The sequence below is a fragment of the Mesobacillus boroniphilus JCM 21738 genome (genome assembly GCF_000517385.1).
Classification (GTDB): Bacteria; Bacillota; Bacilli; order Bacillales; family Cytobacillaceae; genus Mesobacillus; species Mesobacillus boroniphilus.
On the sequence record NZ_BAUW01000061.1, the window covers coordinates 1 to 25,447 of the forward strand.

The window sequence follows — 25,447 nt, forward strand, 5'->3', positions numbered from 1 at the left end:
GTTCAGCCCCGACAAGCGCTGGAGGGCCGACCGGTGAAGTCGTTCTTTGACTTCATCGGGCGGACCGAAACGTCTCGAGGGGCTAGGCGCTGGAGCTAGATTAAGAATACTACATGTAGTTATCCTCAACTAAATAAATTTTATAGTTTCCTAACCAACGAAAAACAGCGGGCCTCCGCCCGCTGCTCTACTTACTTCCCTGTTATCAAATCAACAGTTTTCTCGACGACAGTGGAAACTCCATCTGCCAGATTTTTTCCTAATGATGAAAAGAGGTTGAATGCTTTCATTTCTTCTAGTTTTTTCCGCTTTTGTTCCAGGTCATGGCTGGAAATGTCATTTCCTAAAATGGCAGTTTCAAAGCTACCGTTTTCGTTTTGGTCAATGCTGAGCGCACTTTTGAATTCGGGGTCTTCGTAGCCTTTCATTTTATGGATTCCTTCATTTGCTTGCTGCATGCCGAACAAAACGGATATGAACATTAAAGAAGCAAGCATAAAGCTTTTAAGCATAAACATTTTCATCTCAATCACCTAATTGATTTTTTATTGTTTGTCAGGAGGTTCCTGCGCTGGCGCATCTACTTTTTCCGCCTGCCAGTAGAATTCACTGAATACGTCTGCAAGTGCATCGGCAGACCTGTTCAATCTTCGAATGTGTTATCAACGCCGCCAAACTCTATTAGCAGTGCATTTCCGGACAAGTCCTGATTGAATTTCCCATTCGTCGAGGCGCCCTTTTTCTCGATGATGCCCCTGCTTAATCCCTTGCCGTACTTTTTATCGAGGAGATTATGCAGTTCTCGTGCGAGAGCAAGGTTTTTTTCGTAATTGGCATTTTCTCCGCCGATGACAAATGCCAGTTTGGCATAAGGCTTGCCGTTGATTTGGATCGTTGTTTTATCTTTGCGATATCCATCCCGGTGGATATCAATAAAGTATTGAAGATTCCGGTCTCCAGCCATTGCGGCTTCCACAACCGGCCGTGATTCCTGATAGGCTTTTCCAAATCCAAGCCCTTTCTTGCTGAGATTGGCCATTACATCCGTTTTATCTACCGTTGTTCCGACGCCTCGTTGTTCGAGACTCTTTTTCAGCTGGTCACCTATCTTCGTGACATTCACCTGTGAATGATAGGCCTTGTTCGGGTCGGTCACACCCTTAAGATAAGGAAGATACGATTCTCTTGTGTGGGTAAAATAAATATAGACGGCTTTACGGTCTCCAGCAGATAGCGGAGGTGCAGCACTATCTTCAGGATTACCCGTATCCAAACCTTCCGTGTTTTGCAGCGCCGCTTCCTGCTCTGCTTTCAATACATCGACAGGGGGAGCAGATTCCATTGGCATATTCGTATAATTCGTTCCTTCACCGGCGACTAGGATTTTCCCGTCAAAAAGCGAGAAACCCGGAAGTTCCCTGCCTAGCAAGCTCCGTGGATCATCCAGATTGATATTGGTGGAAAGCTTAAACATGACATTCGTGAGCTTTGGTGTCTCATATTCCTCTGGAAGCACCTGAAGGAATTGATGGTTTTCCCAACCCATTAAACTAAAAAGAAGTTGGCCATTCAGATTATTTGCAGCCTGATTAACAGAATCCGAGGTGATCCTGTATTCAGGCTTTAGCGAAGTCATCGCTCCGCTTATGGAAAAAATCCCAATGAGAAAGAACACAAATGCTAATGCGGCTTTTACTACTTGAGTCCCTTGGACGGCTACAATTATTCCAGATCGTTTATTAAATCTCATGGTTCCACCTCTCTAATGCAAGTCTAGTAAATGGTATGACTTTGCTAGAGAAGATAGAACTTCGAATCCATCCGTAACGAATTTGAAATAAATCTAATAGAATATATCCTAGTGTGTATACATGCCTGTATTATCCTGATCGACATTCGTATGCAGCGCTGAATTGAGGCCGCTGGCAATCAGGTTGGCCATATCATCTATGAACACATCGACTTCTTTAGGAGTCACCATCAGGTTATGGCCTAAAGGAGATAGAACCTCATAAATCAGCTTTCGCTTCTCTTCGTCTTCGAGTGTTCCGATCATTCCAAGGAAGGTTTGGCGATGCTCAGCTTCAGGCAGGTCTTCTTCTGTCAGCTTTCTTCTTCTGCCAAAACTCATTCCAGCCGGCACAAGTGATTTCGAAGGCTTATCACCTTCTCTCATTTCCTTGCCAAAATGTTTCAAAATAAAATCAATCGTATCACTTGTAATCGAAACCGCATCGACCACTGTAGGAACTCCAATCGCTATCACTGGAATGCCTAATGTTTCTTTGCTAATTTCCTTCCTTTTATTCCCTACGCCTGATCCAGGATGGATCCCTGTATCCGAAATCTGGATCGTAGAATTGACTCTTTCAATGGAACGGGAAGCGAGTGCATCAATTGCAATGACAAAATCAGGTTTCGTTTTCTCCACGACGCCAAAAATAATATCAGAAGTCTCTATCCCAGTTAGACCCATGACTCCCGGAGAAAGCGCGCTAACAGAACGATAGCCCTCTTCGACACTCTCTGGCTGAAGATCGAACAGGTGCTTAGTAACGAGTAAATTTTCACAGACGAGAGGCCCTAAAGCATCGGGTGTCACATTCCAGTTCCCCAAACCAACAACAAGGCAGGATGCATCTTCCTTGATACCGGCTTGTTTGATGAAATGGGCAAATTCATTTGCAAATATTTTTTCTACTTTTCCCTGGAGCTCGGTATCCTGCTGGCGAATGCCGACCACTTCGATTGTCAAATATTGTCCCTGTTTTTTTCCAAGGCTCTTTTCTCCCTCAGCCGTCACCTCGACTAGAGAAATCTTTATATCATTTTCTTCTTTTTCTTTTATAATGACGCCTTCAATATGGGAAAGATTTTCCTGGGTATGGACGGTTGCTGCCTGGTCTGCCAGCACCATTTCCCTCGCTTCCACAGCCAGGTCAGTCCTAATTGAATACATGCTCAAATCTACTGGTTCCTCCATTATCGCATTCCTCCCAATAACAGTTTGGCTGCAATACAGCATACTATTGCCTATCTTTTCCTTTTACATAAAAAAACATTCACGATACACTAGACTTAAGTTAAAGCAGAGTATTGCATTATTAACCCCTGTTTGATAAAATATCATTTGTTCTTAATAAAATAAGAAATGTACTGGAAATGTCGAGTTCCATAAAATCTCGATGCTTTTTTAGGAGGTGAACGGAATGCCAAACATTAAATCTGCAATCAAACGCGTAAAAACTAGTGAAGCGAGCAAAGCTCAAAACATTACTGTGAAATCTTCTATGCGTACAGCAGTTAAAAAAGCAGAAGCAGCAATCGTGAACAACGATACTGAAGCAAAAGTTTCTTTCGCTGAAGCAGCTAGCAAGCTTGACAAAGCAGCAGCTAAAGGTCTTATCCACAAAAACGCAGCTTCCCGCAAAAAAGCCCGTTTAATGAAAAAATTAAACGCTAATGGCTAATTTTAAATGCTAAATGTAAATAAAAAAAACGACCTTCATGGGTCGTTTTTTATTTTGCATTTATGTAAAATCATTTCCTGCCGTTTATCTGGAATAAAATCATTTCAATCAACATTTCCTTTTTCATGCCGCCAGTTTTCATTTGGTAATCAGCGTCAGCGAGAAGCTTTATGATCCTTGTCAATTCCTCATCAGCAAATGCTACTGCCTGTCCCGCTGCCAGTTTTACCCTGAATGGATGGATTTTTAAGGTCCCGGCAATCTGCTGCTGCCCATAACCTTTGCGGGCAAGCTCTTTCACCTGGTAAATCAGCCTGAATTGACCCGTTATTACGGCAAGAATCTTAATCGGTTCTTCGTTTTGTTTTAACAAATCATAATAAATCCTTAAAGCAGACTCAACATTTCGGTGTACAACCTTGTCAACCAGCGAGAAAATATTCTGTTCCAACGATCTTGCAGTCAGCCGGTCGACAATCTCCCTGCTAATTGGGTGGTTTTCCCCTGCATAGAGCGCCAATTTATCGATTTCAGAAGTAAGCATGAACAAATTCGTCCCTGCAAGTGTCAATAGAAGCTCGATTGCATCATTATCAATTATCGCTCCATTTGCCTGAGCGCGTTCCTTAACCCAGGATTTTGTTTCTTGTTCGCTCAATTTCTTGGCTTCGATGACAGTAGCTTTCTGTTTTAACTCCTTCGTCACTTTCTTTCTTTCATCCAGTTTTTCGTAAGGTGCAGAAAAAACAACGATTGAGTAGGGTGCAGGCTGTGAAAGATATTCCTCTAGTTTCGCTAAGTTATGCTCTACCTTCCCTTTTGACTTTTCCGATGTCAAAAATACAGGATTCTGGAGGATTACCAATCGTTTCTCTCCCATAAACGGGAAAGTTTCAGCATCTTCCAGCGCTGCCTCGATTGGTGTTTCTTCTAGATCGTAAACCGAGTAATTGAAATCTTTCTCTTCGTCATCCAAAACATTGTCCACGAGAAGCTGTTTTGTTTCATTTATTAGAAAGGTTTCTGTTCCAAACATTAAATAGACAGGATCCACCTGTTTTTTGCTTATTTTTTTCCAAATGTCCAATACCACTTTTTTTCGCTCCGTTCAATCCAGTTTTGCCATATATCTATCGTAAAGAAGCTTGGACATTTTGACAAGCATTCTAAGGGAATTGGCCCCCTATCCGGACCAATTCCCCTATTTATATTGAACGCTGAAATATAAGGCCTAGGATACTTATATCTCAACGGTGCATCATGGTAAGATTATTTTAGCCGCAGACGGGAAAAGTATTTGTGACAACTCTTGGTACATTGACACACATATAGGAAGGCAGCAGCAAACTTAATACATTTATATTGCTGCACAGAGAACACTGGATTTTTTAATTTGAATCGATTATACTATTATAGAATTATTAGGGGGGATTGACTGTGAATCAATTCGAAGAAAATGTCCAAAGCAATCGCAATGACGCTGTTGACTCAGGTGTTGGATTCATTGTTTCTTTTGGATTCTTTGCAACAATGTTCATTATTGCGACAGTCGTGCAATTAATCGGGAGTTAATCACGGCTACATAGGATAAACTTTGGAGACTGCATTTGACCAAATGCAGTCTTTTCTCATGTTCTTGTGATTTTCGGGGGAGAGAACTTTTTGTTCTTGCTATATACTATGGAAGTTGTGTCGTAAACGTTCCTGAATTGTCTTTAAACTTGTAAATGATTGCGCCATCTTCATCGGTCCTGAAAATCTGGATGCCTCGCTCTTCTAATCTTTTGATGACTTCTTTGCCGGGATGGCCATACCGGTTATTCTTTCCAACAGATATGACTGCAAAATCAGCGTTCGTCCTTTCCAGGAAAGGTTCTGAACTGGAGTATTTACTTCCATGATGCCCGATCTTTAAAACGTCTATATCAATGTCCTTGATTTTCCTGGCCATTGAATTTTCTCCTTCACTACCCAGATCGCCTGTAAAAAGCCACTTTTTGCCGCCAAAAGTTGCGCGCAGCACAATTGACTGCTCATTTCGCTCTCCATCCATTTCACTTGGGTGAAGAATTAAAAAATTTCCTCCAGAGGTTTTCCATCTAATACCCATTCCAGCTACATAAATGTCTGCTCCCTTCTTACTGGCAATCTCAATAATTTCCTCCTCTAATCCAGATCTATCTGAAACACGCGGTACTATCAGCTGTTTTACGCGTATTTCCTCCAACAAAGCAACAGCTCCACCTACATGATCCGCGTCCCCGTGGGTCAAAATCAATTTATCCAAAGTCCTGACCCCTTCACTTTTTAAAAATGGAACAACGATTTTCTTGCCGGGATCATAAAGACTGCCTCTCTGCTGCCATTTTTCTTTTTCGAAACGCATGACACCTCCTGTATCTATAAGATAATTTCCCTGATTATACGGCATCCTGATGAAGATGCTGTCACCCTGCCCGACATCCAGGAAGGTGATTTGCCCATTAGGATTCAAATACGGCAATAATATTTGCAGTAATAGAGGTAGTAGTGGCAGGGCAAATAGCCATAGAGGAGGCTTTAACTTTTTGAAAATAAAACCTTCCCATTTGAAAAAAAACAGTGGAATCAATATGATTTGCACAATTAGTAAAAATGGCTCAAGCTTACCAATTATGAGGGTTGACATCGGGAGATCAGACAGCTTCATGGCGATAAGGTTTACATGGTGTACGAGGTTCTCAAGAAAATACAAATAAAAGTAAGGCAACGCCCGATGAGCAACAAAATTAGATAGGAAATCAACAAAAGCGGAAGCAAAACGAAAGAGAAAAGCGGCACGAACAGGAGATTGGCAAAAATCGATATGGCAGAGAACTCATAAAAAGAAGCAAGGATGACAGGAAGGCTTGAGATCTGAGCTATAAAAGAGGCCGCAGCAGTCTGCTTTAAAAACGAATTAAAATCTTTTAGAATAACCGGTGCTGAAATGACCAGGGAGAAGCTGACGGCGAAAGAGAGTTGGAAGCCTGTATCAAATATGATACTTGGCTGGATAAGTGCCATTAGCATAAATGCTGCTGAAACTGCGTCAAGTGGCGTCATGCGAAGCGATAAGCGCCGTGAACCAATCAACATGATCAGCATCACGGCTGCTCTGACAACCGGTGGAGCTAGCCCGGTGATAACTGCGTAAACAGGCAGGGAAGCCATTAGTAAAATTCCAGTTTTTTCCTTCGTCAAACCTAACCTGATACAAATATAATAAATCATACCTGTAAGCAACCCAACATGCAGGCCGGAAATCGCCAGCAAATGGACAATCCCTATTTTCTGGTAAGACCGTTCTGTTTCGGTGTTGAAGAGATTTCTTTCTCCAAAAACCAGCGCTGCAGCCAGGGCTGAAGTTTCCTCTGGCAAAGTGTCTTTTATCCTGGCGATTTCATTATGCCTGAAGGCTTTTAATGCAATTAAGATTCCATCGGATTGTTGATAACAGGTTTCCAGAGACAGTTTGTCGACATCAAAGATCCAGAAAATATCGTTCCGTTGAAGATAATCTTTGTAATTGAATGCATTGGGATTTCGGGCAGGAGATGGACGATTGAGGACCCCGGACGCTGCACATGCCATACCAGGAGTAAGAAGTGTTTTGATTATTTGTTGTTCGGTCTTTGACTTGATCCTGTATTTGAAGACCAGTTTTTCATTTGAAGGCAATGCTTTTCCGTAAGCAGAAAGCAAATCACCGTCCATTAGGATTTCATCATCGAATAATATCAGGAAGTTTTTCTCATTGCCTGTATAAAGTGATTCAGAATGTGACTCTGTATACCCTGCGGCCATAAAAACAAGGTAGCAGCCCGCCATAAGCACAAGGGTGGAAGCAGGGAGTTTCTTCAGCTTTTTTAACAGGATCATGCTGAACAGGAACAATCCCCCGTATAACAACTTATTTTCGGTGATGGTCATAAGACCCAGTAAGGAGACAGCTGCCAGGTAAAACAGCTGCCCTTCAATAGGCCAAAAGCGATTTGGCAACATATTCTCTATTCCTTAATTAAGTTATTTTGATAAGTGTACAACCTCAACATCCCTTAAGAAAAGTTCATTATACTTGTTAGGATAGGCGCTGCGGTATACGATTCTTGTAATTCCTGACTGTGCGAGTGTCTTGGAGCATTTTTCGCAAGGCTCGTGGGTTACAAAGGCTGTTGCTCCCTTTAAAAGCCTCTGTCGGCATGGAGGACGGCATTCTCTTCTGCGTGAAGGGTCCGGATGCATCTTCCCTGCTCGTTAATCAGGCAGCCGGCATCCTCACAATGTTCATGGCCATGTATAGAGCCATTGTAACCAGTTGAAACAATGTGCTTGTCCTTTACAATGACACAGCCTACATGCAGCCTGGGGCATGTAGAGCGTGTCCCCACTTCTTCAGCGATATCCAAAAAGTATTCATCCCAACTCTTTCGTTCCATGCTGTATTCCCCCTTTAAAAGCTAAAAAAAATAATTTCTTTCCATGTTTCTAATTTTAATGCTTATCATCAAAGAGTCAATTTCAATGCAGCTATTTTACCGAAATCAAGTCCTTCAATTTTTCGAAGTTTTATCACCAATTCCGCTGATTTCTTTTAAATCCTCGATTGATTTGTAGGGACCGTTCGTTTCACGGTACTCAATAATGGCCTCTGCTTTTGCAGGACTATCCCCGGCAATGTCTGGAGCTCGCTGGACCCGGCAGAGTTCAAGTTCACTGTCCCATTTCCAGCCGTCTCCCCCACCTGTACTGGAAGAGCAGCATTAACATTCTCGCCTATACGCGGTACATATATGGCCATTTCGTCCTGAACATATAACGCGAAATTGATGGCAGCTGAATCGGCGTCCTCCGCAAGCCCACCGGCCAGTTCAATCAGGTCAACCACCCTTCCTCCCTCATGGATTTCGTAAACGCCTGGGTTTACTACCGCACCTTTGATGTCAGCCATCATGACCATTAATTTTTCATCCGCTTTCTTTTCATCATTTTCATCACTGCTAGTTTCGACATCTGCAACCACAGCTAAATTTCCTTCATTCATTTCAGTCAATTCATCTTCTTTATCAAAGGATAAATAAAGAAAAAATAATACAGCCGCTATTCCAGCAATAACATAGAATTTGTTTTCTCTGATCCAGTCCAAAAACGGTCAACACCTTTCTATATGTCATAAAATAAAACTTGAAATCATATGGATATAGGAGAATAAATGTACGAAGGAGGGAAGGGTTATGAAAATAGGGATTATAGGCACAGGGAATATGGGGAGAATTCTCGCCGAAGCTCTCATTGATGGGAATGCCGTTTCCCCTTCTTCAATGATGATTACGAATAGGACATTAACAAAAGCTTTAGAGATTCAAAAAATATATCCAGGCTTATCAGTTGGAAAGAATGCGGAAGAGGTTGCTGAAAACGCTGATGCCATTTTCGTATGCGTGAAGCCTCATCATGTTCTGGGAGTCCTCGAAACCATCAATCCTGTGCTAACAAAGGATAAATGTATTATCTCAATAACAAGCCCAATCAGTGTGGAGCAAATCGAAAGCAAAGTGGATTGTTCTGTCATGAGGATCATTCCAAGCATTACAAACAGAGCGCTTGCAGGTGTTTCACTTTTCTCTATTGGAACTCGATGCACGACGGAATGGAGAGAAGCATTATTTACCCTTTTCAAAAAGGTATCTGTTCCGCTGGAAATCGAGGAGAATGTCACAAGAGTCGCATCAGATATTGTCAGCTGCGGTCCAGCTTTTTTCAGTCACCTTGTCCAGAGTTTTATTGACGCTGCCGTTAAAGAAACAGAGATCGACAAGGAGACGGCGACCAAACTTTCAAGTGAAATGCTGATTGGCCTTGGTGAGCTGCTGAGTCAAAGCCACTATACATTACAGACTCTACAGGAAAAGGTTAGCGTGAAGGGCGGCATCACCGGAGAAGGAATCAATGTCCTTGAAAATGAAACTGGGGATATGTTCGAAAAGATTTTTCAGGCTACACATAAAAAATTCGCAAAAGAACTGAAAAAAATTGAGGAACAATTCGGTCCTTAAAAGATTTCTCTATTGATCTTTATAATCCTTCTATAGAAATGTGACAAATTTGGTACAAGAAAGGCTCCCAAAAAGTTGGGAGCCTTTTCTAATTTACTTCTTGACCATCGCAAAAAACAAACGCTCAGCTGTTGGCTCGGAGGCTTTCATAGTGTAGTCCCCAGTAATCTCAATACTATCAAAGCCGGCCTGCTCTAACCATTTTACATAGGAATCCTCGGGATATGTACGCTGGTCATGCATTTCATCGACTCGGTCATACTTTCCGGATCCTTCATCGAGAACGAAAAATGTCAGCTCATGTTCAACACTGTGAGCGCCTTCCCCCTTGAAGCTATTCCAAATATAAGAGATTTCTTCATCATTCCATGTAAATGTTTCATCTGCAAAAATATGTTCCATTTTATAGACAGAATGGACATCAAACAGGAATAAACCCCCTTTTTTCAAAAGGCGGGACACCCCTTCGAATGTCTGGCGGACTGCCTGTTCATCCTTTAAATAATTCAGCGAATCACAAAAGATGCCAATGATATCAAACTCACCTAAATCATCAAGCTCAGTCATGTCCTGCTGAAAAAATTGTATTGGCAGCGATAGCGCTTGAGCTTTCGACTGGGCTACTGAGAGCATATCCGTTGATAAATCCGCGCCGGTAACTTCAAAGCCTTTTGCGCAAATCTTACAGAAAGCTCCCCGGTGCCGCATGCGAGGTCGAGGAGCTTCATTCCGTTCACTTGATATTTCTGTTTGTATGCCTCTACAATCGAAACCCATTCATCATAGGGAACATCCTGCATGAGCTCATCATACAAATAAGCGAACCTTTCGTAAGACATTAATTTAGCTCACTTTGTACGTTTTCGATCGGAGCATCTCCCCATAGGCGCTCAAGGTTATAGTAGCTTCGCTCTTCTTTGTGGAAGACATGGACAACAACATCACCGATATCGATCAGCACCCACCTTGCTTCGTCAAAACCTTCCATCCTCTTAAAATTATATCCTTGCTCTTCTGCTTTTTCCCTGATTTCACGAGCAATAGCCTGTACCTGCTTATCAGAATTCCCGTGGCAGATGACAAAGTAATCGGCAATCAATGAGATGCCTTTCATATTCAGTACCATTATATCTTCTGCTCGTTTATCATCTGCCGCTTTTATCGCTGTCAGTAATAATTCGCGCTCACTCATTAAATCAACCTCCTGAATTTTGTACGATGCTGTTGTAGGCATTAAATGTATCTGGAAAGACCGGCTGGTTTTTCTTCATTAAAAATTGAATTGTATTTTTCATGGATTGGATCAATGCTCTATCTAAATCATTCTCTGCCATTTCCCTGACTTCATCCACTCCCGGAAAATGGCGGCCAGGCTCAATATAATCAGCCAGGTAGATGACTTTATCAAGAAGCGTCATGCCAATCCTTCCAGAAGTATGGCAACGGATTGCATCAAGAATTTCCTTGTCGTCGATTCCTGCTTCCTTTTCTGCGAGGAACGCCCCGACTGGTGCATGCCAGAGCTCACTGTTAAACTCAAGCAAGATTGCAGGCATTTTTTGTTCCTCAATGATTTGTCTCATTTCATCCTTCGGGCGGAATTTAGCATAATCATGAAAAATAGCAGCCAGTTCCGCTTTCTTAATATCTGCTCCATATTTCCCGGCCAGGCTGATGGCTGTCTCCATCACGCCAAGAGTATGCTGATATCTGTGTTCAGTTAGTTGTGGCTTCACAATCTGAAGTGCTTGTTCACGTTCCATATAAACCACGCTCCTCTATATAAACCCTCACCGGATCGGGAAGCAGATAGCGTATGCTTCGGCCGTCCCTCACCCTTTCTCTGATCATACTTGAAGAGATGTCCATTTGCGGTGTCTCTGCATAAAGAATATCATATGGTGTTTCAGTACTGTATGATGGCCTGCTGACACCCACAAACTTGATCATTTTCAATAATTCATCTATTTTATGCCATTTTGGCAAATATTCAACCATGTCACCACCAATAATAAAGTGGAAATCGGTTTCTTTATACATATCTTTTAATATTTTCATCGTTTCATACGTGTAAGATCGGCCGCTTCTCTCGAGTTCTGCTTTTTCAATCCTGAATCGCTCGTTATCGGCAATCGCAAGCTCGAGCATAGCCAGCCTGTCTGAATGGCTGATGGGCTCATCAACAGTTTTGTGCGGCGGCACCTGATTTGGCATGAACCAAACCTCATCAAGTCCATAAGCATATAACACTTCATTCGCAATAACTAAATGTCCGGTATGCGGCGGGTTGAAGGTTCCGCCTAAAATGCCGACTTTTTTCAAAAAGGCACCTCCCAGTATTTATCTTGGAAGAACAATTTGCTTATTTTCACGGGACTCTTTATATAAAACTATGGTATTACCGATGACCTGAACAAGCTCTGCTTTAGCACCGCGAGACAGCTGTTCAGCCACAGTCTCCCTATCCTCGTCACAGTTCTGCAGGATGCTTACCTTAATCAACTCTCTCGCTTCCAGCACATCTGCGATTTGCTTGATCATATTTTCATTTACCCCACCTTTTCCAACTTGAAAAATTGGAGTAAGATGATGGGCTTTCGATCTCAAAAAACGTTTCTGCTTACCTGTTAACATATGTTAACCTCCTAAATTTCTTAAAACATTGCCTTCCATTCTCTCGACATCGGGAAAAATCCCTGTCCATATCTCAAAAGCAAGCGCTCCCTGGAACACAAACATTCCCACGCCATTCTGGATAGCAGCTCCCTTTCTGGAAGCTTCTTTTAGAAACTTTGTTTGCAATGGATTATAAATTATATCACTAACTATAGCACTTTGGGTTATGTTTTCAGGAGACAGCGGCAAACTTTCTGTATCGGGCACCATACCAATTGAAGTTGTCTGTATGATCAGCTGATATTCAGCAAGTGACTTTTCAGCGGCTTCTCGGCCAATTACATTTGATTCCACTTTGAAAGGGCATGAGCTGACAAGCTCATCAGCCTTTCCAGGAGTGCGATTATACAGGTCAATTCGCTCGATCCCGGCCTGGGCCATCGAAAAATAAATGGCTCTTGAAGCACCGCCTGCACCAATAATCAAAGCTGATCTTGAACCAAGATCAGCAGCCATATATTCAAGCCCTTTAACAAAACCAGGGCCATCAGTATTATAGCCTACCAGAAGGCCATTTTCATTTTTAACTGTGTTGACAGCACCTATTGCTTTTGCCAAAGGATCAACTTTATCCAGGTGAGCGATGATATCTGTTTTATGTGGAATTGTTACATTGAAACCACTCACACCCAGCGCTTTCAACCCTTTCACAGCATCCAGAAGATTCCTTTTGCTCACATGGAAAGGAAAATAAACCGCATCTATTCCATAAAGATCAAATAAATCATTGTGCATGGCAGGAGACATCGAATGAGCGATAGGATCTCCGATGACACCGAAAATTTTTTTCATTACGTCTCCCACCCTTTCTTTAAAACAATGGATCCTAAATAAGTGACCTTCTCAGCATTACATGAACGCCTTTAGGGACATACGCCGCGATTTTTGCGCCAGCATCATTGACGGTTACCCAGCCAAGCCCTGAAAATACAACATCGGTTTTGGCTTCCTTAATTGTGAACTCATGTCGGACAAGTTCAGGGAATTCATCCATCTGCTCACGCCTCGGCGGTGTCAGAAGCTCTCCAGCATGATTCTTATACAGCTCATCCGCCTTTTCAAGTTTTGTTCGGTGAATGTTGATTTCATTCGGCACATAGCATGAAAAAGCCCTTCTCCCGCCTGATATATAATCGAAACGTGCCAGACCGCCGAAAAACAGCGTCTGTTCTTCATTCAATTGGTACACCTTCGGCTTGATTTCTTTTTTAGGAGTGATAAACTTCAAATCACGCCTATCCACGTAGTGCGCCATCTGATGATGGTTGATGATACCCGGTGTATCGACAATCGCTTTGCCGTCCTCAAGCGGTATTTCGATCATATCAAGTGTAGTTCCAGGAAAGTGAGAAGTGGTGATCACATCGCCTTCCCCTGTCACTTCCTTGATGATCCTATTTATAAAAGTAGATTTCCCCACATTTGTACAGCCTACAATATAAACATCCTTGCCATTGCGATATTCATCTATTACCGCAGCAGCTTCCTTGATATTATATCCTTTTGTAGCACTGACGAGGGATACATCAATCGGATTGAGTCCTAAATCCCTGGATTCCTTCTTCATCCAGTCAATCAATTTTCGCCGCTTGACCGATTTAGGAACAAGATCAGCTTTATTGCCGATTAATAACACTGGATTTTTCCCGGCGAAACGCTGGATTCCTGGCAGCCAGCTCCCATTGAAGTCAAAGATATCAACGATTTTGACAATCAGGGCATCCCTGCTGCTAAGTTCATTCAATATTTTTAAAAAGTCGTCATCCGTCAGGCTAACATCCTGGATCTCATTATAATTTTTCAAGCGGAAGCATCTCTGGCATACCACAACTTCTTTTTCTAGTGAAGATGCTGGTGCATACCCTAATTCCTCTGGATTTTCAGTTTGGATTCTGACACCACAGCCTGTACAGTTAAATTGTTCACTCAAATCTTAGTCCTCCCAATTAAGCTTTCCTTGTTTCCTGAACCAATTTAATATCCTTCTTTCAACTTTCCTGTTGAATCTAGTCACAAATCCATCCGTCTGGGCAACTGGAACAACAAGAATCGTATGGAAGCCGCTTCTGTTGCCGCCAAGTACATCGGTTAAAAGCTGGTCACCAATCACAACCGTTTCTTCTTTACGCAATCCCATTTGCTTTAAAGCTTTATTGAATGCACGAGTCATCGGTTTTCTCGCCTGAAAGATAAATGGGATTTGAAGAGGGTCCGAAAACGACTTGACTCTTCTCTCATTATTATTAGAAACAATCGTGACGAGTATTTCATGTCTCCTCATATTATCAAACCACTCGATTAGCTTCGGGGTCGCAATTGGTCTGTCCCACTCAACGAGTGTGTTGTCAAGGTCGGTTATAATTCCTTTTATGCCTTTTTCCTTTAAACTCTCCGGGCGGATTTCAAAGATACTTTTCACATGCTGGTCCGGCAAAAAATGCTTTAGCAATTTCATTACACCTCATTAATTAAATTCCTATCATACCGTTAACATCATACCCAATTTTATCCTCGTATTCAAAACAAAGATTTAAATGGATGAGAAATATAGAATATTCCACGCTAAAGGTCGACAAAAACAATGTCTATTCGCTTTAATCCGAAAAAATTCAAGGATATTCAAAAAAATTTTTCGACAAAATCCAGCGATTTCCATTCCTGTGGATAACCTTATACACAATATACATATTGATTTTATTAATATTTTTCCATTTATAAACAATATAATAACAGGTTATCCACCCCTCTTTGTGGATAATTAGAACAGTTGTTCTCTACGTTTCATTCTGATAGAGTAAGGATAGAACGAAATAACTTACAATTTTATGCAATTTTCATCTATTTTAAAAGATCCTTTTGGGGGTGAATGACTGGAATGCGTAACTGTCGGACGAGCTGTTAATTGAATCTTACTTTAAAGCAAGAGAATTGAATTTAAACTACGAATTTATTCGTTTGATTGAAACGGAAATCCATCGGCGTTCATTATCTAACCGAATTAAAGCCTCATCCTGACAGCCCCTAAAAGGGCTTTTTTTTTGTGTGTTAAACGTTATAAAAAAGAACAAAAAGCGCAAGCGCCTTGTTCAGCCTGACAAGCGTTGGAGGGCCGACCGGTGAAGTCGTTCTTTGACTTCATCGGGAGGACCGAAACGTCTCGAGGGGCTAGGCGCTGGAGCTAGATTAAGAATACTACATGTAGTTATCCACAACTAAATAAATTTTATAGTTTCCTAACTAAAGATAAAGGCACAGATTCAGCCTGTGCCCATTGCTTTTCAGCCTTGTCCATTTAATGTGCCGATTTTCTCGCCATACTTAATATGATATGGAGGAGAGATATGTGGCTGCAGGTTAATAGTGTCTTTTTCGAACAGCAAGACTATAGTTGAGCCAAAGGTGAAGTATGCCATTTGTTCACCTTTCTCCAGCTTCGATCCGTCTTGTGTTGTTTCAATCGAATTGACAAACATGGCTCCTACTTTAATGACAGCTGCCATGCCAGCATTATGCCTGATTTCAGTAATCTTTCGGTAGTTTTTAGACAAAGGGTAGTTTCCATACTTCAACCCCATTTTATTTACGGGGTATGACTTCACTCCCAAGGTCCATTGATTGGTTACCTCTCCGGTTACCGGGCTGTGAATTTGATGGTAATGGCTTGGGCTCAAGTAAAAAATCATATAAGTTCCCTGCTCATACCTTGCCATCGCATCATCATTTCCCAGCATTTCGGAAATAGAATAAACCTTTCCTTTTACCGTAATCGTCTTATCAGCTGCGATTTCGCCCACCTCTTCGATCACCGAATCTACTGGACTAACAACTGACAAAGGATCCTCATCTATTCTCCTTGCGCCTTCTTTAAGGTTCCTGATGAAAAATTGATGGAGATTTTCATATTCCCCAATTGGCTTCTCCATTTCCTTCTGGTTGATGTTATACGTTTTAGCAAACGCAGGAATAATTCTTTTGCTGCTCTTGGATTTTGCAAATTTATGCAAAATGGCCGAAGTCCACTTCCCATTTGTCAATTCTATAAGCAAGCGATATATAGATTGGAACAATACTCTTACCTCCGATTATTATTTATGTGTTTGCGCAGATTAAGTTTTTTTGCGTGAACTAATCTGAAATTTCGAAAATATTAAAAGAAATCTTTACGAAATAGCATTATCAGCTTAGAATTATATATTATTATATAATAACCCAATGTGCTAGTTCCCTTTTCCGATTAGGCTATTTTCGTAAGGTGTTGTTAAAATCCTAAAGCCGATTTTAACGTTATATAAAGCCATATTGCTGGTCGGTATTAAGTGTGTATGCTCTTTTCTCATTATATAAAGAGTCAAGTTTGGAAAAAAAGGTTATTCAATCTTATTTTGTAGTCAATATCAACAAAGTTTGAGAAAAGAGCCTCTGATTATGAGGAGTGAAAATATATGTTTCTGCAGGATGTACTCGACTCAACAGTCAAGAAAGTAAAATCCCAGACAGCCAATCTTTTGACATTGTCGAATCTTTCTTTAGGTGGATTTGCGATTATCGTGGCCATTCACGGCAATTTGAACTTAAGTCTTTTATTGATTTTCATTGCCGCCCTTGCTGACCGATTTGACGGCATGGTAGCCAGAAAACTTAATATTGAATCAGAACTTGGTAAGCAGCTGGATTCCATGAGTGATATTATATCATTTGGAGTTGCACCTGCATTATTAATCTATCAGGGAATTTTATCCGATTTCGGTGCTCCAGGTGCCTTCTTCATCGTTTTTTATATAGGCTGCGGCGCCTTCCGCCTTGCACGATTCAATATCACCGAGAATAGCGGGTATTTCACAGGTTTGCCCATTACTGCAGCAGGAGTGCTGGCTACTCTAAGCTTCCTGGCTATTCCCCACGTCCCACCTCAGACATACCTGTTCATTATGTTGACTCTTAGCCTGCTGATGGTCAGTCCATTCAAACTGAAAAAAGTATAAAAACCCAGCCTATTCATGGCTGGGTTTTCGCATATTTTATAGATATTGAAACCTGTCTTATTCTCTCAATTAGCCGTTCAGGAAACTGATCTTCCATCTCTGGCAAGCTGATTACTCCTCAGTCAAAGCCATAAATTCCTCGACATCCTCTACACACATACGGACAGCTTTTTCCCAGAAATCCTTTTTCGTGAGATCGACGTTCAGATGCTTTTGGGCAAGGTCCTCGACTGTCATAGAGGCGGAGTCCTTCAATAGAGCAATATATTTCTCTTCGTACCCCTTACCTTCTTCCTGTGCCAATGCATAAATCCCAAGGGAGAATAAGTAACCAAAGGTATACGGGAAGTTATAGAAAGGTACTCCAGTGATAAAGAAGTGCAGTTTTGAAGCCCAGAATAATGGGTGATACTCATCCAGTGCACCACCATATGCTTCTGTCTGAGCATTTTTCATCAATTCTTCCAGTCTTTCTGTGGTGACAACTCCTTCTTTACGTTCTTCATAGAATTTCGTCTCAAACAGGAACCTCGAGTGAATATTCATCAGAAGCGCTACCGACCGCTGAATTTTATCTTCCAACAGACTGAGCTTCTCTTCTTTTGTTTTCGCGTTCTTGACAGAAGCATCGGAAACAATCATTTCAGCAAAAGTAGAGGCCGTTTCAGCAACATTCATTGCATAATTGCGATTAAGCAAGTGTAAATCGCGCATTGCATAGGTGTGGAAACCATGTCCAAGCTCATGCGCAAGTGTAGAAACATTGGATGGCGTCCCTGAGTAGGTCATGAAAATCCGCGATTGGCTGCTCTCCGGGAAGAAGGTGTGGAATCCTCCTGGAGCCTTACCAGGACGATCTTCCGCTTCAATCCAATTGTTTTCAAACGCCATTCTCGCAAAGTCAGCATTCTCCTTGCCAAATTGTTCAAAATTATCGACTATGAAATCCGCACCTTCCTGATAGGACATTTTCGATTCGGTAATGCCAATTGGTGCATCTAAATCGTACCAGCTCAGCTTTTCCAGTCCAAGAAGCTTTGCTTTGCGATCAAGGAATTGAACAAATGGCGCCTTATTATCAGAAATGACCTCCCACATGGCATCAAGTGTTTCCTTTTTCATTCTGTTAATGTCAAGCGGCTCTTTCAATACATCATCCAGCCTCGGAGTTTATAGACATTCAAGCGAAAGCCTGCAAGATGGTTAAGCGTCTTCGCGAAGGCTTCCTCATTCTCTCCCCATGCTTGTTCCCATTGAGCAAAAACTTCTTTCCGGACTGATCGGTCAGCATTAGAAAGCTTATTGGCTGCCTGGCCTACAGAAAGACTTTCGCCGTTATACTTAATTTTCGTGTTGCCTACAAGAAGGTCGTACATTTGCCCCCAGCCATGATAGCCATCCACACTCAATGCATTGATGACCGACTCTTCTTTCTCGGATAGCCTTTCCGCTGCCCGCTCGCGTCGTTCCGTAAGCACAAAACGCAGCACCTGTAAAAGTCCTTCCTGGACAAGTTCACTCCAGACAGAATCCGAAAAACTGGATAGCTTCTGATCAAAAATGGTAAGTGCTGTCTGCAGGGAAGCACTAAGTTCCGTAACAGCAGCTTTTAATTGTCCAGCCTTCTTATCGTTTGTATTTTGAGCATGCAGGCAGCTGACAAAAGCTCCTGCCTGCCTTATCTTCCTTGCCGCTTTATCAAACATTCCAACGAGGCTCTCCAGCCTGGATCCCTCGCTTTTATGGTCAGCAGGCTGCCAGCTTTCAACTTCCTTTTTAAATTGCTCGATTTCCGCTCCTGCAGCCTTTAGGTGTGCAGCAAATTCCGGAGAAGCACTTCCTCCTTCAAAAAATACGTCTAAGTCCCAGACCTCCGAGTATGTATTGGACATTGATTTTCCCCCTTTTTTTCTATTATATTATTATAATGTTATTTTTCTAAAATTTCTATTTTTTTTCAAATGTTATTCTGAGAAGATGTAACTGAACTTAAGGCTGGGAAACAAATTTCCAGAAAGATAAAAAGGTTTATCCCGGTCTTAAGGATAAACCCTTTTACCTTCTATCCGTAGAAATACCACCATCCGCCAAAAATCAGGACGATAATCAGCAGGATGATAAACAGTGCAAACCATACACCACTTATTCCGTAATATCCCGGATAGCCTCCATAGGGTGCACCGTATGGTGGATAATAACCGTAAGGCATACTTTCACACTCCTTTTCTGTATCCTATTATTACTTTATGGGATTCTGTCCATTTTGGTTTGGGCTTTTAGCAAACTTTTTAAAAAAACAAAAAGCTTGAAAAGACCAAAATGATATGGAAATTCATTATAAGTGCACGGTTATCCCAAACTTTTCGTGTAAAATAAACTCAAGAATATTATTCAAGGGGTTTTTATATGGCCACGATTTTGTTAGTAGATGATGAAACGCGTATGCTTGATTTGCTTGCGCTGTATTTAACACCAGCAGGATATACATGCATTAAAAGAACTTCCGGCAATGAGGCCATCAGCTTCCTGGAGGATAACCATGCTGATCTCGTGCTGCTTGATGTCATGATGCCCGAGATGGATGGCAGCGAGACATGCCGTGAAATTCGCAGGCATTGGGAAATTCCCGTCATCATGCTTACTGCCAGGAGTGAGAAGCCAGACGTTGTCAGAGGCTTGAAAATAGGAGCTGATGATTATATAACCAAGCCTTTTGATGAAGGAGAATTAATTGCAAGAATTGAGGCAGTGCTTCGAAGACAGACTGTCAAAAGTACCCTTCTTACTTTCAATGGCTTGAAACTTAATACGGATTCCTATGAAGTACAGTATAATGGCATTTTGATTCCTCTTACGCCTAAGGAGTTTGCCTTGCTCAGCCTATTTTTGCAAAACATTAATAAAGTTTTCACAAGAGAACACTTAATCTCAACCATATGGGGATATGGTGTCGACACAGAAGACCGTACAATCGATTCGCATGTAAGGAACCTAAGGGATAAACTTCGCAAATCTGGATTTGCGGCGGACGATTATTTGTCTACTGTTTGGGGTGTCGGCTATAAATGGATTGATTAAATTCTTATTTTTGCTCTATAAGGTTTCATTCATAATCCTTTGGATAAAGAGAAATAATAGTGACGTTACTTTAGACAGGAGGATTATAGAATGGAAACTTTATACGACCGTCTGGGTGGACAAGATCCCATTTCCAAAGTAGTCGATGTTTTTTACGATAATGTACTAGCTGATGAAACAGTCAATAAGTTTTTCGAGGAAACGGACATGGAAAAACAGCGCAGGCACCAATATTGTTTATCAGCTGGGCATTGGGCGGACCAAACCAATATTCAGGAAGAAGCATGGAGCTCGCACATAAAGGCATGAACCTGAATGATGAGCACTTTGGCGCCATCGCCAACCACCTTGCTGCCAGCTTAAGGAAATTCAAAGTATCGGAAGAAGACATCAATCAAGTAAGGGTGAAACTGACAGGCATGAAGAATGATATTCTTTATAAATAAGCTCTTTTCGCAAACTTTGTTGCTTCCACAAGACTCGAAAAGCAACAATTAATGCGGAAACAGCCATAAAGGTTGAAGAAAAGGAGAGGGATAGTCCCCTCTCCTTTTCTTAACAAATAAGAATGTATAAAATTCACTTCGAGAATTGTCTAGCTCCAGCGCCTAGCCCCTCGAGTCGCTTCGGTCCGCCCAATGAAGTCAAAGAACGACTTCACTGGGCGGACCTCCAGCGCTTGTCGGGTCTAATCAAGGCGCTTGCGCATTTCTTATTTATTTAGTTGTTTCGGCAGGTTTTGCAGGAAGGAGATCATTAATGTCATGCCTTCTCTTGTTTCTTTCTGCGTTACAGCCTTCATCAACTGCATGGATGACAACGGTTCTTTATCCTTTGTTTCCTCTTGAGCATTATGGAACGCAGTAAGCATACCGTCTACCAGGTCAATGGCACCAAGCTGAACGAAGGAGTCTGCAAGTTCGACACCTTTAATGGCCTTTTCAGCCATGTCTGTAACCATAGGTCCTGTCATCGCACCCTTCATGCTGCAGCCATATCAGCAAGCTGCATGAGTGATTTAAGGACACCGGATTCTTCCATCCGTTTAACTTCCATTAAGGTCCTCTCGAGGTTCTCAGCCACTTCAGGCAAAGTTTTCAGTAAAGAAAGCGTTTCTGGCTGAAGGATATCATCAGCCATCTCAACCATTTTGACACCTGTTTCGGCGATCGTTGAGACCATTTCCCCGGTAACTGCATTCATGGCTGCATCGGTGAAGCCGACGAGTTTATGTTGTTCTTTTTGTTGAGCTTGAGGTGTCTCAGTAGCCATCTCAACCACCCCTTCTATAAAATCCCTTTGGCATTTAACCAGTAAAGCTCATTGTATACAGCTTTGAACCAGTGCAGCAGGTCAGAAGTTTCTGCAGGCTGCGGAGGATTGTTGTAATCGAATGTAATCATGCTGGCATCTTCAAGGCTGTTCTCCAGGAAGCAAGCGACCTTACCATTGTACACAGCAGTTTCCGGACGGCCTGTCAATCTGCTGATGATATTGGCAACAAGTGATTCAGATTGATAGTGAGCTGTTGAACCGGCTTTGCTGATCGGAAGGTTCGTAGCGTCACCAATTACGTACACATCGTCCTGGCCAATCATCTTCAGTGTTGTACGGTTTGTTGGAATGAAGCCGGACTCATCACCAATACCAGATTCCATCACTGCTTTAGCGCCAGTATGGGCTGGAATCGTAATAAGCATGTCATATTCGTGTTCCGAGCCATCCATCGTGATAGCCACTTTGCGCTTTGGATCCACTTCTTCAAGGTTGAAGAATGTTTCATATTTGATATCGCGCTTCTCGAACTGTGGCAATCCCCACTCAGCAACTGGTACCAGTGAGTGGATACGGCCGATTGGATAAGCATATTTGATTTCGATATCTTTCCGTCTGCCATTCTTGCGGTAATAATCATCAAGCATCAATGCAAGCTCAAGCGGAGCGGCCGGACACTTGTGCGGCACATCAATGGTGATGAGGATTCTTCCTTTCTCCATTGATGCAAGGTCAGTGCGCAGGCGTTCTGCACCTTCAAGCGTATAGAAGTTATGTGCGCCTTCCCTTAAGCCTGGAACGCTGTCAAAGTCTGGATGTGAACCCGTTGCGATCACAAGGTAGTCATACTGGTACTGTTTTTTTCCTTTGACTGATTTTTTCTCTACATCAATTTTTTTAACATCATCATAAACAAGGTTTACATGTCTATGAACAAGTGATTCCTGCTTTCTGATAAAATGCTCAGATGGCTTCTCATTGAAGGCAATGAATAAGTAACCAGGCTGGTAAATATGTTTTTCTGTATTTGAAATCAAAGTGATTTCGACTTCACGCTTCTTGATTTCTTCCCCAAGCTGGCGGGCAAGCTTGTTTGCTACCATTGTACCCGCGCTGCCGGCTCCAAGAACGACGATTTTCTTTGTCATTTGGTCCACACCTCTTTATTGGATTCTTTGATGAAGGCTGCTTAAACAGCAATCACTTACTTTACCTTTTTAACCGCGATCTTGAATTCATCGCCTTCATTTTCGAGGTAGGCAATTTCGTGGCCCATTTTGTTTACCCATTCAGGAATATCGACTGCTGACCCTTTATCGGTAGAAAGAACTTCTACAACATCGCCAACTTGTGCTGTCTTGATTCCTTTTACCAATTCCATTAGCGGTCCGGGGCAATATGCTCCTCTTGCATCGATTGATTTAGTTACTTGTACTTCACTCATGATTTTTTCCTCCTGTATAGTTAAGTTTTGTGTTAAAATTAGAAAAGATTTTTTATTTTTGCATGAAGAGGAAAAAGGTTGAAAGGCCTGCACGCCATATCACTTTTTCCTGCTTCTGCAGCTTACATTGTAATAACAGTTGCACCTTGAGTCATACCAAGGAATTTTGTAACTCCGATTACTCCATCAAATACATCAATCATGTCTTCTTCTTGCCAATCCATGATGTCCATCGCTAGTGCGCATCCGTAAATATTAAGCTCTCCCATATCTTTACCTTCCTGTAAAAGTGTATCGAACAATGGGATCTTCTTAGCCAGCATTTCCTTGCCGATAGTTCCAGTGATGAAATCAGTAGTTTCAAAGCTGTCTTTGCGGAAAGATTTCAATGCGTTCATTGTGACGAATACATTGACAGTCATCCCTGACATAGATGCAACTGAACCTACAAGTGCTCCTGCATGAAGCTTTTCAAGATCTTCCGATAATAAAATGACCGCTAAAGATGGTGCTTGCTGTTCCATAATTTATTTCCTCCTAATAAGTTCGAATGATTTATCTTACACTTGAATTATACCTATACCCCTATATCTATGTCTGTTTCTTTTATGTGAACGTTCTTAGTCTAAAAAGTGACAAAACAAGGTGTTCACAGAATTAACTATTGATTTATCAAAAAATATTTCTGGCTTAAATTTCCAAAACAAAATATTTAGTTGGACAGACACAATCCATCCCTTTAAGACATAGGAATTTATTATAGGCGAAAGCTTAAAAAGCGGGGGTGGAAACATGTCGGGCATACTAACAGCACTCGGCTACTTAGTTAAAGAAGTAATCCTTCTTGTTTCGTATGTTAAAAACAATGCATTTCCTCAACCGTTATCTGCAGCTGATGAGCGGAAGTACTTAAGGTTGATGGCAAATGGCGACCCACACGCAAGAAATATGCTGATTGAGCACAATCTGAGACTTGTCGCACATATCGTGAAAAAGTTCGAAAACACCGGCGAGGATTCTGAGGATTTGATTTCAATCGGAACAATCGGCCTGATCAAGGCAATCGAAAGCTATTCGGAAGGCAAAGGAACCAAACTGGCAACATATGCTGCTCGCTGCATTGAGAACGAGATTCTTATGCATTTGCGCGCATTGAAGAAAACCAAAAAGGATGTTTCATTGCATGATCCAATCGGCCAGGACAAAGAAGGAAATGAAATTTCGCTGATTGATGTCCTGAAGTCTGAATCAGAAGATGTGATTGATACCATCCAGCTCAATATGGAGCTTGAAAAAGTAAAAGAATATATCGATGTCCTCGATGAGCGTGAAAAAGAGGTCATTGTTGGCCGCTTTGGCCTTGATTTAAAGAAGGAAAAAACGCAGCGGGAAATTGCCAAAGAACTTGGCATCTCGAGAAGTTATGTATCCAGGATCGAAAAGAGGGCATTGATGAAAATGTTCCATGAGTTTTATCGTGCTGAAAAAGAAAAGAAAAAGAATAAAGGTCAATGATAAAAACCCGGGCATTTGCTCCGGGTTTTTGTTTTTTCAAATAAGTGTTACGGGAAAACAGAAAAGGCATCAACCACAATTGATTGATACCTTTTTAACACTCTATTCCACACTCACTTCTGCAGCAACTACCAAACCGACAGCGCCACAGATCACCAATCCCATGACAATCAAGAACATGCCCATCACCCCTTTAGCATTCACCCGTGTTTACACCAAATTTATCATATAATGACGGTGCTAAAAGGAAGTGGATGTGAACATTTTGTTAACGATGGGATTTCCTTTTCTTGAATATGAGAGTTAACAGCAATACATGCAGTGACATAAAAATTTCCTCCCGACTCCGTCGTTAGGTGGTGTCCTTCTCCACCATAAGCTTGCCAGTCTTCTTTGAATTAAATAAATCATCTTCTTTCCACCTTTCTGAATTTTTTTTATTCAAATGAATTAAAACGGGCGCAGCATTGTTTGACGGGTTTTGTTATCTTCAATCATTTTTTCTACCATTTCGTTATGGCGAATTTCTTCTAAGGACATTTGGCGTTTGTTGATTGTAATTGTAAAAAACAAGATATTTAAGGTCATTATCGGTTCACCTGCTTTTTAATTCCACTCCAAAAAGCCGCAAGTATTCCTCCCCTGCGGCAAAATGGGCACAAAAAAGCCACATGGGCACGATTCTCCCAGCAGCCATGGATGTATTAGTTAAAGAAACAGCTTAAATAATCCAGTCTAATTCGGTCGAATGCGTATTACGATATGAAGTTTGTGCGTTATTCCAGTATCCAATCATGATCATTTCACTCGACCTCCTTTTGAATTATTTAACCACATTGGTAATGTATATCCACATCCGCTTGTTTTGTAAACCTTTTTTGGCCACTTTTCCCAAAAAGGTATTCGTCAAAATCCAAGAACAAAAAGCGCAAG

The 25,447-nt window shown here is 41.7% G+C and carries 29 protein-coding genes and 6 pseudogenes; 8 read left to right on the forward strand and 27 right to left on the reverse strand.

Annotation, left to right across the window (positions count from 1 at the left end):
* Positions 1-191: 191 nt before the first annotated feature.
* From JCM21738_RS15190 to gpr, 3 genes and pseudogenes are all read right to left on the reverse strand, one after another.
* Entirely contained in the window at positions 192-524 is a 333-nt protein-coding gene (locus JCM21738_RS15190) for a YqxA family protein (RefSeq protein ID WP_023627247.1), read from the reverse strand.
* 21 nt (positions 525-545) lie between these two features.
* Positions 546-1,750 (reverse strand): annotated as a pseudogene (gene spoIIP / locus JCM21738_RS15195) (stage II sporulation protein P).
* A gap of 108 nt (positions 1,751-1,858) precedes the next feature.
* Positions 1,859-2,983 carry a GPR endopeptidase gene (gpr, locus tag JCM21738_RS15200; protein ID WP_023627245.1) on the reverse strand — a complete coding sequence of 375 codons (1,125 nt, stop codon included), beginning with the start codon at positions 2,981-2,983 and terminating at the stop codon, positions 1,859-1,861.
* A 226-nt stretch (positions 2,984-3,209) separates the two neighbouring features.
* On the opposite strand from gpr, the gene rpsT reads away from it, so the two are divergent.
* Positions 3,210-3,470, forward strand: a complete 261-nt coding sequence (gene rpsT, locus JCM21738_RS15205) for a 30S ribosomal protein S20 (protein ID WP_035209610.1) — start codon at positions 3,210-3,212, stop codon at positions 3,468-3,470.
* 70 nt (positions 3,471-3,540) lie between these two features.
* Here rpsT and holA read toward each other — a convergent pair whose 3' ends face one another.
* Complete coding sequence (gene holA, locus JCM21738_RS15210; protein ID WP_023627243.1) at positions 3,541-4,563, reverse strand: DNA polymerase III subunit delta; 1,023 nt, start codon at positions 4,561-4,563, stop codon at positions 3,541-3,543.
* A 344-nt stretch (positions 4,564-4,907) separates the two neighbouring features.
* On the opposite strand from holA, the gene JCM21738_RS23420 reads away from it, so the two are divergent.
* Positions 4,908-5,042 carry a YqzM family protein gene (locus tag JCM21738_RS23420; protein ID WP_023627242.1) on the forward strand — a complete coding sequence of 45 codons (135 nt, stop codon included), beginning with the start codon at positions 4,908-4,910 and terminating at the stop codon, positions 5,040-5,042.
* A gap of 106 nt (positions 5,043-5,148) precedes the next feature.
* Here JCM21738_RS23420 and JCM21738_RS22595 read toward each other — a convergent pair whose 3' ends face one another.
* From JCM21738_RS22595 to JCM21738_RS27760, 6 genes and pseudogenes are all read right to left on the reverse strand, one after another.
* Positions 5,149-6,138 (reverse strand): DNA internalization-related competence protein ComEC/Rec2, encoded by a 990-nt coding sequence (locus tag JCM21738_RS22595; protein WP_243463042.1) that lies wholly within the window; start codon positions 6,136-6,138, stop codon positions 5,149-5,151.
* Positions 6,139-6,170: 32 nt separating this feature from the next.
* Entirely contained in the window at positions 6,171-7,493 is a 1,323-nt protein-coding gene (locus tag JCM21738_RS22600) for a ComEC/Rec2 family competence protein (protein WP_052019744.1), read from the reverse strand.
* A 21-nt stretch (positions 7,494-7,514) separates the two neighbouring features.
* A complete protein-coding gene (locus tag JCM21738_RS26790) occupies positions 7,515-7,733 on the reverse strand; it encodes a deaminase (protein ID WP_256360202.1) in 219 nt (72 codons plus the stop codon).
* Entirely contained in the window at positions 7,673-7,927 is a 255-nt protein-coding gene (locus tag JCM21738_RS26795) for a deoxycytidylate deaminase (RefSeq protein ID WP_256360203.1), read from the reverse strand. The genes JCM21738_RS26790 and JCM21738_RS26795 overlap by 61 nt, the downstream gene beginning before the upstream one ends.
* A gap of 114 nt (positions 7,928-8,041) precedes the next feature.
* A pseudogene (locus JCM21738_RS27755) lies at positions 8,042-8,110 on the reverse strand (hypothetical protein); the annotation flags it as partial.
* The gene (locus JCM21738_RS27760; protein ID WP_439646005.1) at positions 8,083-8,634 is read right to left on the reverse strand and encodes an SLBB domain-containing protein; all 552 of its coding nucleotides are present in this window, start codon (positions 8,632-8,634) and stop codon (positions 8,083-8,085) included. The gene JCM21738_RS27760 and the pseudogene JCM21738_RS27755, both read right to left, overlap by 28 nt.
* Before the next feature lie 88 nt (positions 8,635-8,722).
* Between JCM21738_RS27760 and comER the strand changes: the two genes are divergently transcribed.
* Positions 8,723-9,544 (forward strand): late competence protein ComER, encoded by an 822-nt coding sequence (gene comER / locus JCM21738_RS15235; RefSeq protein WP_023627238.1) that lies wholly within the window; start codon positions 8,723-8,725, stop codon positions 9,542-9,544.
* A gap of 93 nt (positions 9,545-9,637) precedes the next feature.
* Here comER and JCM21738_RS15240 read toward each other — a convergent pair.
* From JCM21738_RS15240 to JCM21738_RS15275, 8 genes and pseudogenes are all read right to left on the reverse strand, one after another.
* A pseudogene (locus tag JCM21738_RS15240) lies at positions 9,638-10,383 on the reverse strand (class I SAM-dependent DNA methyltransferase).
* Complete coding sequence (gene rsfS, locus JCM21738_RS15245) at positions 10,383-10,736, reverse strand: ribosome silencing factor (RefSeq protein WP_023627236.1); 354 nt, start codon at positions 10,734-10,736, stop codon at positions 10,383-10,385. The pseudogene JCM21738_RS15240 and the gene rsfS overlap by 1 nt, the downstream one beginning before the upstream one ends.
* Before the next feature lie 4 nt (positions 10,737-10,740).
* Positions 10,741-11,280, reverse strand: a complete 540-nt coding sequence (gene yqeK, locus JCM21738_RS15250) for a bis(5'-nucleosyl)-tetraphosphatase (symmetrical) YqeK (RefSeq protein ID WP_439646006.1) — start codon at positions 11,278-11,280, stop codon at positions 10,741-10,743.
* Positions 11,261-11,866: pseudogene (locus tag JCM21738_RS15255) on the reverse strand (nicotinate-nucleotide adenylyltransferase). The gene yqeK and the pseudogene JCM21738_RS15255 overlap by 20 nt, the downstream one beginning before the upstream one ends.
* 18 nt (positions 11,867-11,884) lie before the next feature.
* Positions 11,885-12,178 (reverse strand): ribosome assembly RNA-binding protein YhbY, encoded by a 294-nt coding sequence (gene yhbY, locus JCM21738_RS15260; protein WP_023627233.1) that lies wholly within the window; start codon positions 12,176-12,178, stop codon positions 11,885-11,887.
* A gap of 3 nt (positions 12,179-12,181) precedes the next feature.
* The gene (gene aroE / locus JCM21738_RS15265; RefSeq protein WP_023627232.1) at positions 12,182-13,012 is read right to left on the reverse strand and encodes a shikimate dehydrogenase; all 831 of its coding nucleotides are present in this window, start codon (positions 13,010-13,012) and stop codon (positions 12,182-12,184) included.
* A gap of 34 nt (positions 13,013-13,046) precedes the next feature.
* Positions 13,047-14,150, reverse strand: coding sequence for a ribosome biogenesis GTPase YqeH (gene yqeH, locus JCM21738_RS15270; protein WP_023627231.1), 1,104 nt, complete (start codon positions 14,148-14,150; stop codon positions 13,047-13,049).
* A 3-nt stretch (positions 14,151-14,153) separates the two neighbouring features.
* The gene (locus JCM21738_RS15275) at positions 14,154-14,669 is read right to left on the reverse strand and encodes a YqeG family HAD IIIA-type phosphatase (protein WP_031308362.1); all 516 of its coding nucleotides are present in this window, start codon (positions 14,667-14,669) and stop codon (positions 14,154-14,156) included.
* A gap of 434 nt (positions 14,670-15,103) precedes the next feature.
* On the opposite strand from JCM21738_RS15275, the gene JCM21738_RS23425 reads away from it, so the two are divergent.
* The gene (locus tag JCM21738_RS23425; protein ID WP_081742143.1) at positions 15,104-15,235 is read left to right on the forward strand and encodes a sporulation histidine kinase inhibitor Sda; all 132 of its coding nucleotides are present in this window, start codon (positions 15,104-15,106) and stop codon (positions 15,233-15,235) included.
* Positions 15,236-15,498: 263 nt separating this feature from the next.
* Here the strand turns inward: JCM21738_RS23425 and JCM21738_RS15280 are convergent, their stop codons facing one another.
* Positions 15,499-16,287, reverse strand: coding sequence for a phosphatidylserine decarboxylase (locus JCM21738_RS15280; RefSeq protein WP_023627229.1), 789 nt, complete (start codon positions 16,285-16,287; stop codon positions 15,499-15,501).
* Positions 16,288-16,662: 375 nt separating this feature from the next.
* Between JCM21738_RS15280 and pssA the strand changes: the two genes are divergently transcribed.
* Positions 16,663-17,202, forward strand: a complete 540-nt coding sequence (gene pssA / locus JCM21738_RS15285) for a CDP-diacylglycerol--serine O-phosphatidyltransferase (protein ID WP_023627228.1) — start codon at positions 16,663-16,665, stop codon at positions 17,200-17,202.
* A 111-nt stretch (positions 17,203-17,313) separates the two neighbouring features.
* Here the strand turns inward: pssA and JCM21738_RS15290 are convergent.
* Positions 17,314-19,094 (reverse strand): annotated as a pseudogene (locus JCM21738_RS15290) (M3 family oligoendopeptidase).
* 170 nt (positions 19,095-19,264) lie between these two features.
* Positions 19,265-19,411, reverse strand: coding sequence for a hypothetical protein (locus tag JCM21738_RS24805; RefSeq protein ID WP_023627226.1), 147 nt, complete (start codon positions 19,409-19,411; stop codon positions 19,265-19,267).
* A gap of 197 nt (positions 19,412-19,608) precedes the next feature.
* Between JCM21738_RS24805 and JCM21738_RS15295 the strand changes: the two genes are divergently transcribed.
* Positions 19,609-20,280 (forward strand): response regulator transcription factor, encoded by a 672-nt coding sequence (locus JCM21738_RS15295; protein ID WP_023627225.1) that lies wholly within the window; start codon positions 19,609-19,611, stop codon positions 20,278-20,280.
* Between the two features lie 90 nt (positions 20,281-20,370).
* Positions 20,371-20,726, forward strand: a pseudogene (locus tag JCM21738_RS15300) (group I truncated hemoglobin).
* A 266-nt stretch (positions 20,727-20,992) separates the two neighbouring features.
* Here the strand turns inward: JCM21738_RS15300 and JCM21738_RS15305 are convergent.
* The 5 genes from JCM21738_RS15305 to JCM21738_RS15325 all read right to left on the reverse strand — a co-directional run bounded on the left by JCM21738_RS15305 (position 20,993) and on the right by JCM21738_RS15325 (position 23,523).
* Complete coding sequence (locus JCM21738_RS15305) at positions 20,993-21,253, reverse strand: helical membrane plugin domain-containing protein (protein WP_159101432.1); 261 nt, start codon at positions 21,251-21,253, stop codon at positions 20,993-20,995.
* 8 nt (positions 21,254-21,261) lie between these two features.
* Complete coding sequence (locus tag JCM21738_RS15310) at positions 21,262-21,552, reverse strand: hypothetical protein (RefSeq protein ID WP_035209615.1); 291 nt, start codon at positions 21,550-21,552, stop codon at positions 21,262-21,264.
* A 14-nt stretch (positions 21,553-21,566) separates the two neighbouring features.
* Positions 21,567-22,703 carry an NAD(P)/FAD-dependent oxidoreductase gene (locus tag JCM21738_RS15315; RefSeq protein ID WP_023627221.1) on the reverse strand — a complete coding sequence of 379 codons (1,137 nt, stop codon included), beginning with the start codon at positions 22,701-22,703 and terminating at the stop codon, positions 21,567-21,569.
* Positions 22,704-22,759: 56 nt separating this feature from the next.
* Positions 22,760-22,999 (reverse strand): sulfurtransferase TusA family protein, encoded by a 240-nt coding sequence (locus JCM21738_RS15320; RefSeq protein ID WP_023627220.1) that lies wholly within the window; start codon positions 22,997-22,999, stop codon positions 22,760-22,762.
* Positions 23,000-23,121: 122 nt separating this feature from the next.
* Complete coding sequence (locus tag JCM21738_RS15325; protein ID WP_023627219.1) at positions 23,122-23,523, reverse strand: DsrE/DsrF/DrsH-like family protein; 402 nt, start codon at positions 23,521-23,523, stop codon at positions 23,122-23,124.
* A gap of 268 nt (positions 23,524-23,791) precedes the next feature.
* On the opposite strand from JCM21738_RS15325, the gene sigK reads away from it, so the two are divergent.
* Positions 23,792-24,514: an RNA polymerase sporulation sigma factor SigK gene (gene sigK, locus JCM21738_RS15330; RefSeq protein ID WP_023627218.1), complete on the forward strand. Its 723-nt coding sequence runs from the start codon at positions 23,792-23,794 to the stop codon at positions 24,512-24,514.
* Positions 24,515-24,964: 450 nt separating this feature from the next.
* Here sigK and JCM21738_RS23430 read toward each other — a convergent pair whose 3' ends face one another.
* Positions 24,965-25,102 carry a YrzI family small protein gene (locus JCM21738_RS23430; protein ID WP_023627216.1) on the reverse strand — a complete coding sequence of 46 codons (138 nt, stop codon included), beginning with the start codon at positions 25,100-25,102 and terminating at the stop codon, positions 24,965-24,967.
* Positions 25,103-25,447: the final 345 nt, after the last annotated feature.

Excerpts from the sequence above, each read along its gene's own strand:
- JCM21738_RS22595 (WP_243463042.1), bottom strand. The coding sequence starts at position 6,138 with ATGTCAACCCTCATAATTGGTAAGCTTGAGCCATTTTTACTAATTGTG.
- JCM21738_RS15295 (WP_023627225.1), top strand. The coding sequence starts at position 19,609 with ATGGCCACGATTTTGTTAGTAGATGATGAAACGCGTATGCTTGATTTG.
- JCM21738_RS15310 (WP_035209615.1), bottom strand. The coding sequence starts at position 21,552 with ATGGCTACTGAGACACCTCAAGCTCAACAAAAAGAACAACATAAACTC.
- aroE (WP_023627232.1), bottom strand. The coding sequence starts at position 13,012 with ATGAAAAAAATTTTCGGTGTCATCGGAGATCCTATCGCTCATTCGATG.
- JCM21738_RS23430 (WP_023627216.1), bottom strand. The coding sequence starts at position 25,102 with ATGACCTTAAATATCTTGTTTTTTACAATTACAATCAACAAACGCCAA.
- JCM21738_RS15305 (WP_159101432.1), bottom strand. The coding sequence starts at position 21,253 with ATGACAGGACCTATGGTTACAGACATGGCTGAAAAGGCCATTAAAGGT.
- sigK (WP_023627218.1), top strand. The coding sequence starts at position 23,792 with ATGTCGGGCATACTAACAGCACTCGGCTACTTAGTTAAAGAAGTAATC.
- pssA (WP_023627228.1), top strand. The coding sequence starts at position 16,663 with ATGTTTCTGCAGGATGTACTCGACTCAACAGTCAAGAAAGTAAAATCC.
- yhbY (WP_023627233.1), bottom strand. The coding sequence starts at position 12,178 with ATGTTAACAGGTAAGCAGAAACGTTTTTTGAGATCGAAAGCCCATCAT.
- comER (WP_023627238.1), top strand. The coding sequence starts at position 8,723 with ATGAAAATAGGGATTATAGGCACAGGGAATATGGGGAGAATTCTCGCC.
- JCM21738_RS15190 (WP_023627247.1), bottom strand. The coding sequence starts at position 524 with ATGAAAATGTTTATGCTTAAAAGCTTTATGCTTGCTTCTTTAATGTTC.
- JCM21738_RS15325 (WP_023627219.1), bottom strand. The coding sequence starts at position 23,523 with ATGGAACAGCAAGCACCATCTTTAGCGGTCATTTTATTATCGGAAGAT.
- gpr (WP_023627245.1), bottom strand. The coding sequence starts at position 2,983 with ATGGAGGAACCAGTAGATTTGAGCATGTATTCAATTAGGACTGACCTG.
- JCM21738_RS22600 (WP_052019744.1), bottom strand. The coding sequence starts at position 7,493 with ATGTTGCCAAATCGCTTTTGGCCTATTGAAGGGCAGCTGTTTTACCTG.
- JCM21738_RS26795 (WP_256360203.1), bottom strand. The coding sequence starts at position 7,927 with ATGGAACGAAAGAGTTGGGATGAATACTTTTTGGATATCGCTGAAGAA.
- JCM21738_RS15320 (WP_023627220.1), bottom strand. The coding sequence starts at position 22,999 with ATGAGTGAAGTACAAGTAACTAAATCAATCGATGCAAGAGGAGCATAT.
- rsfS (WP_023627236.1), bottom strand. The coding sequence starts at position 10,736 with ATGAGTGAGCGCGAATTATTACTGACAGCGATAAAAGCGGCAGATGAT.
- JCM21738_RS24805 (WP_023627226.1), bottom strand. The coding sequence starts at position 19,411 with ATGCCTTACGGTTATTATCCACCATACGGTGCACCCTATGGAGGCTAT.
- JCM21738_RS26790 (WP_256360202.1), bottom strand. The coding sequence starts at position 7,733 with ATGCATCCGGACCCTTCACGCAGAAGAGAATGCCGTCCTCCATGCCGA.
- rpsT (WP_035209610.1), top strand. The coding sequence starts at position 3,210 with ATGCCAAACATTAAATCTGCAATCAAACGCGTAAAAACTAGTGAAGCG.
- JCM21738_RS15315 (WP_023627221.1), bottom strand. The coding sequence starts at position 22,703 with ATGACAAAGAAAATCGTCGTTCTTGGAGCCGGCAGCGCGGGTACAATG.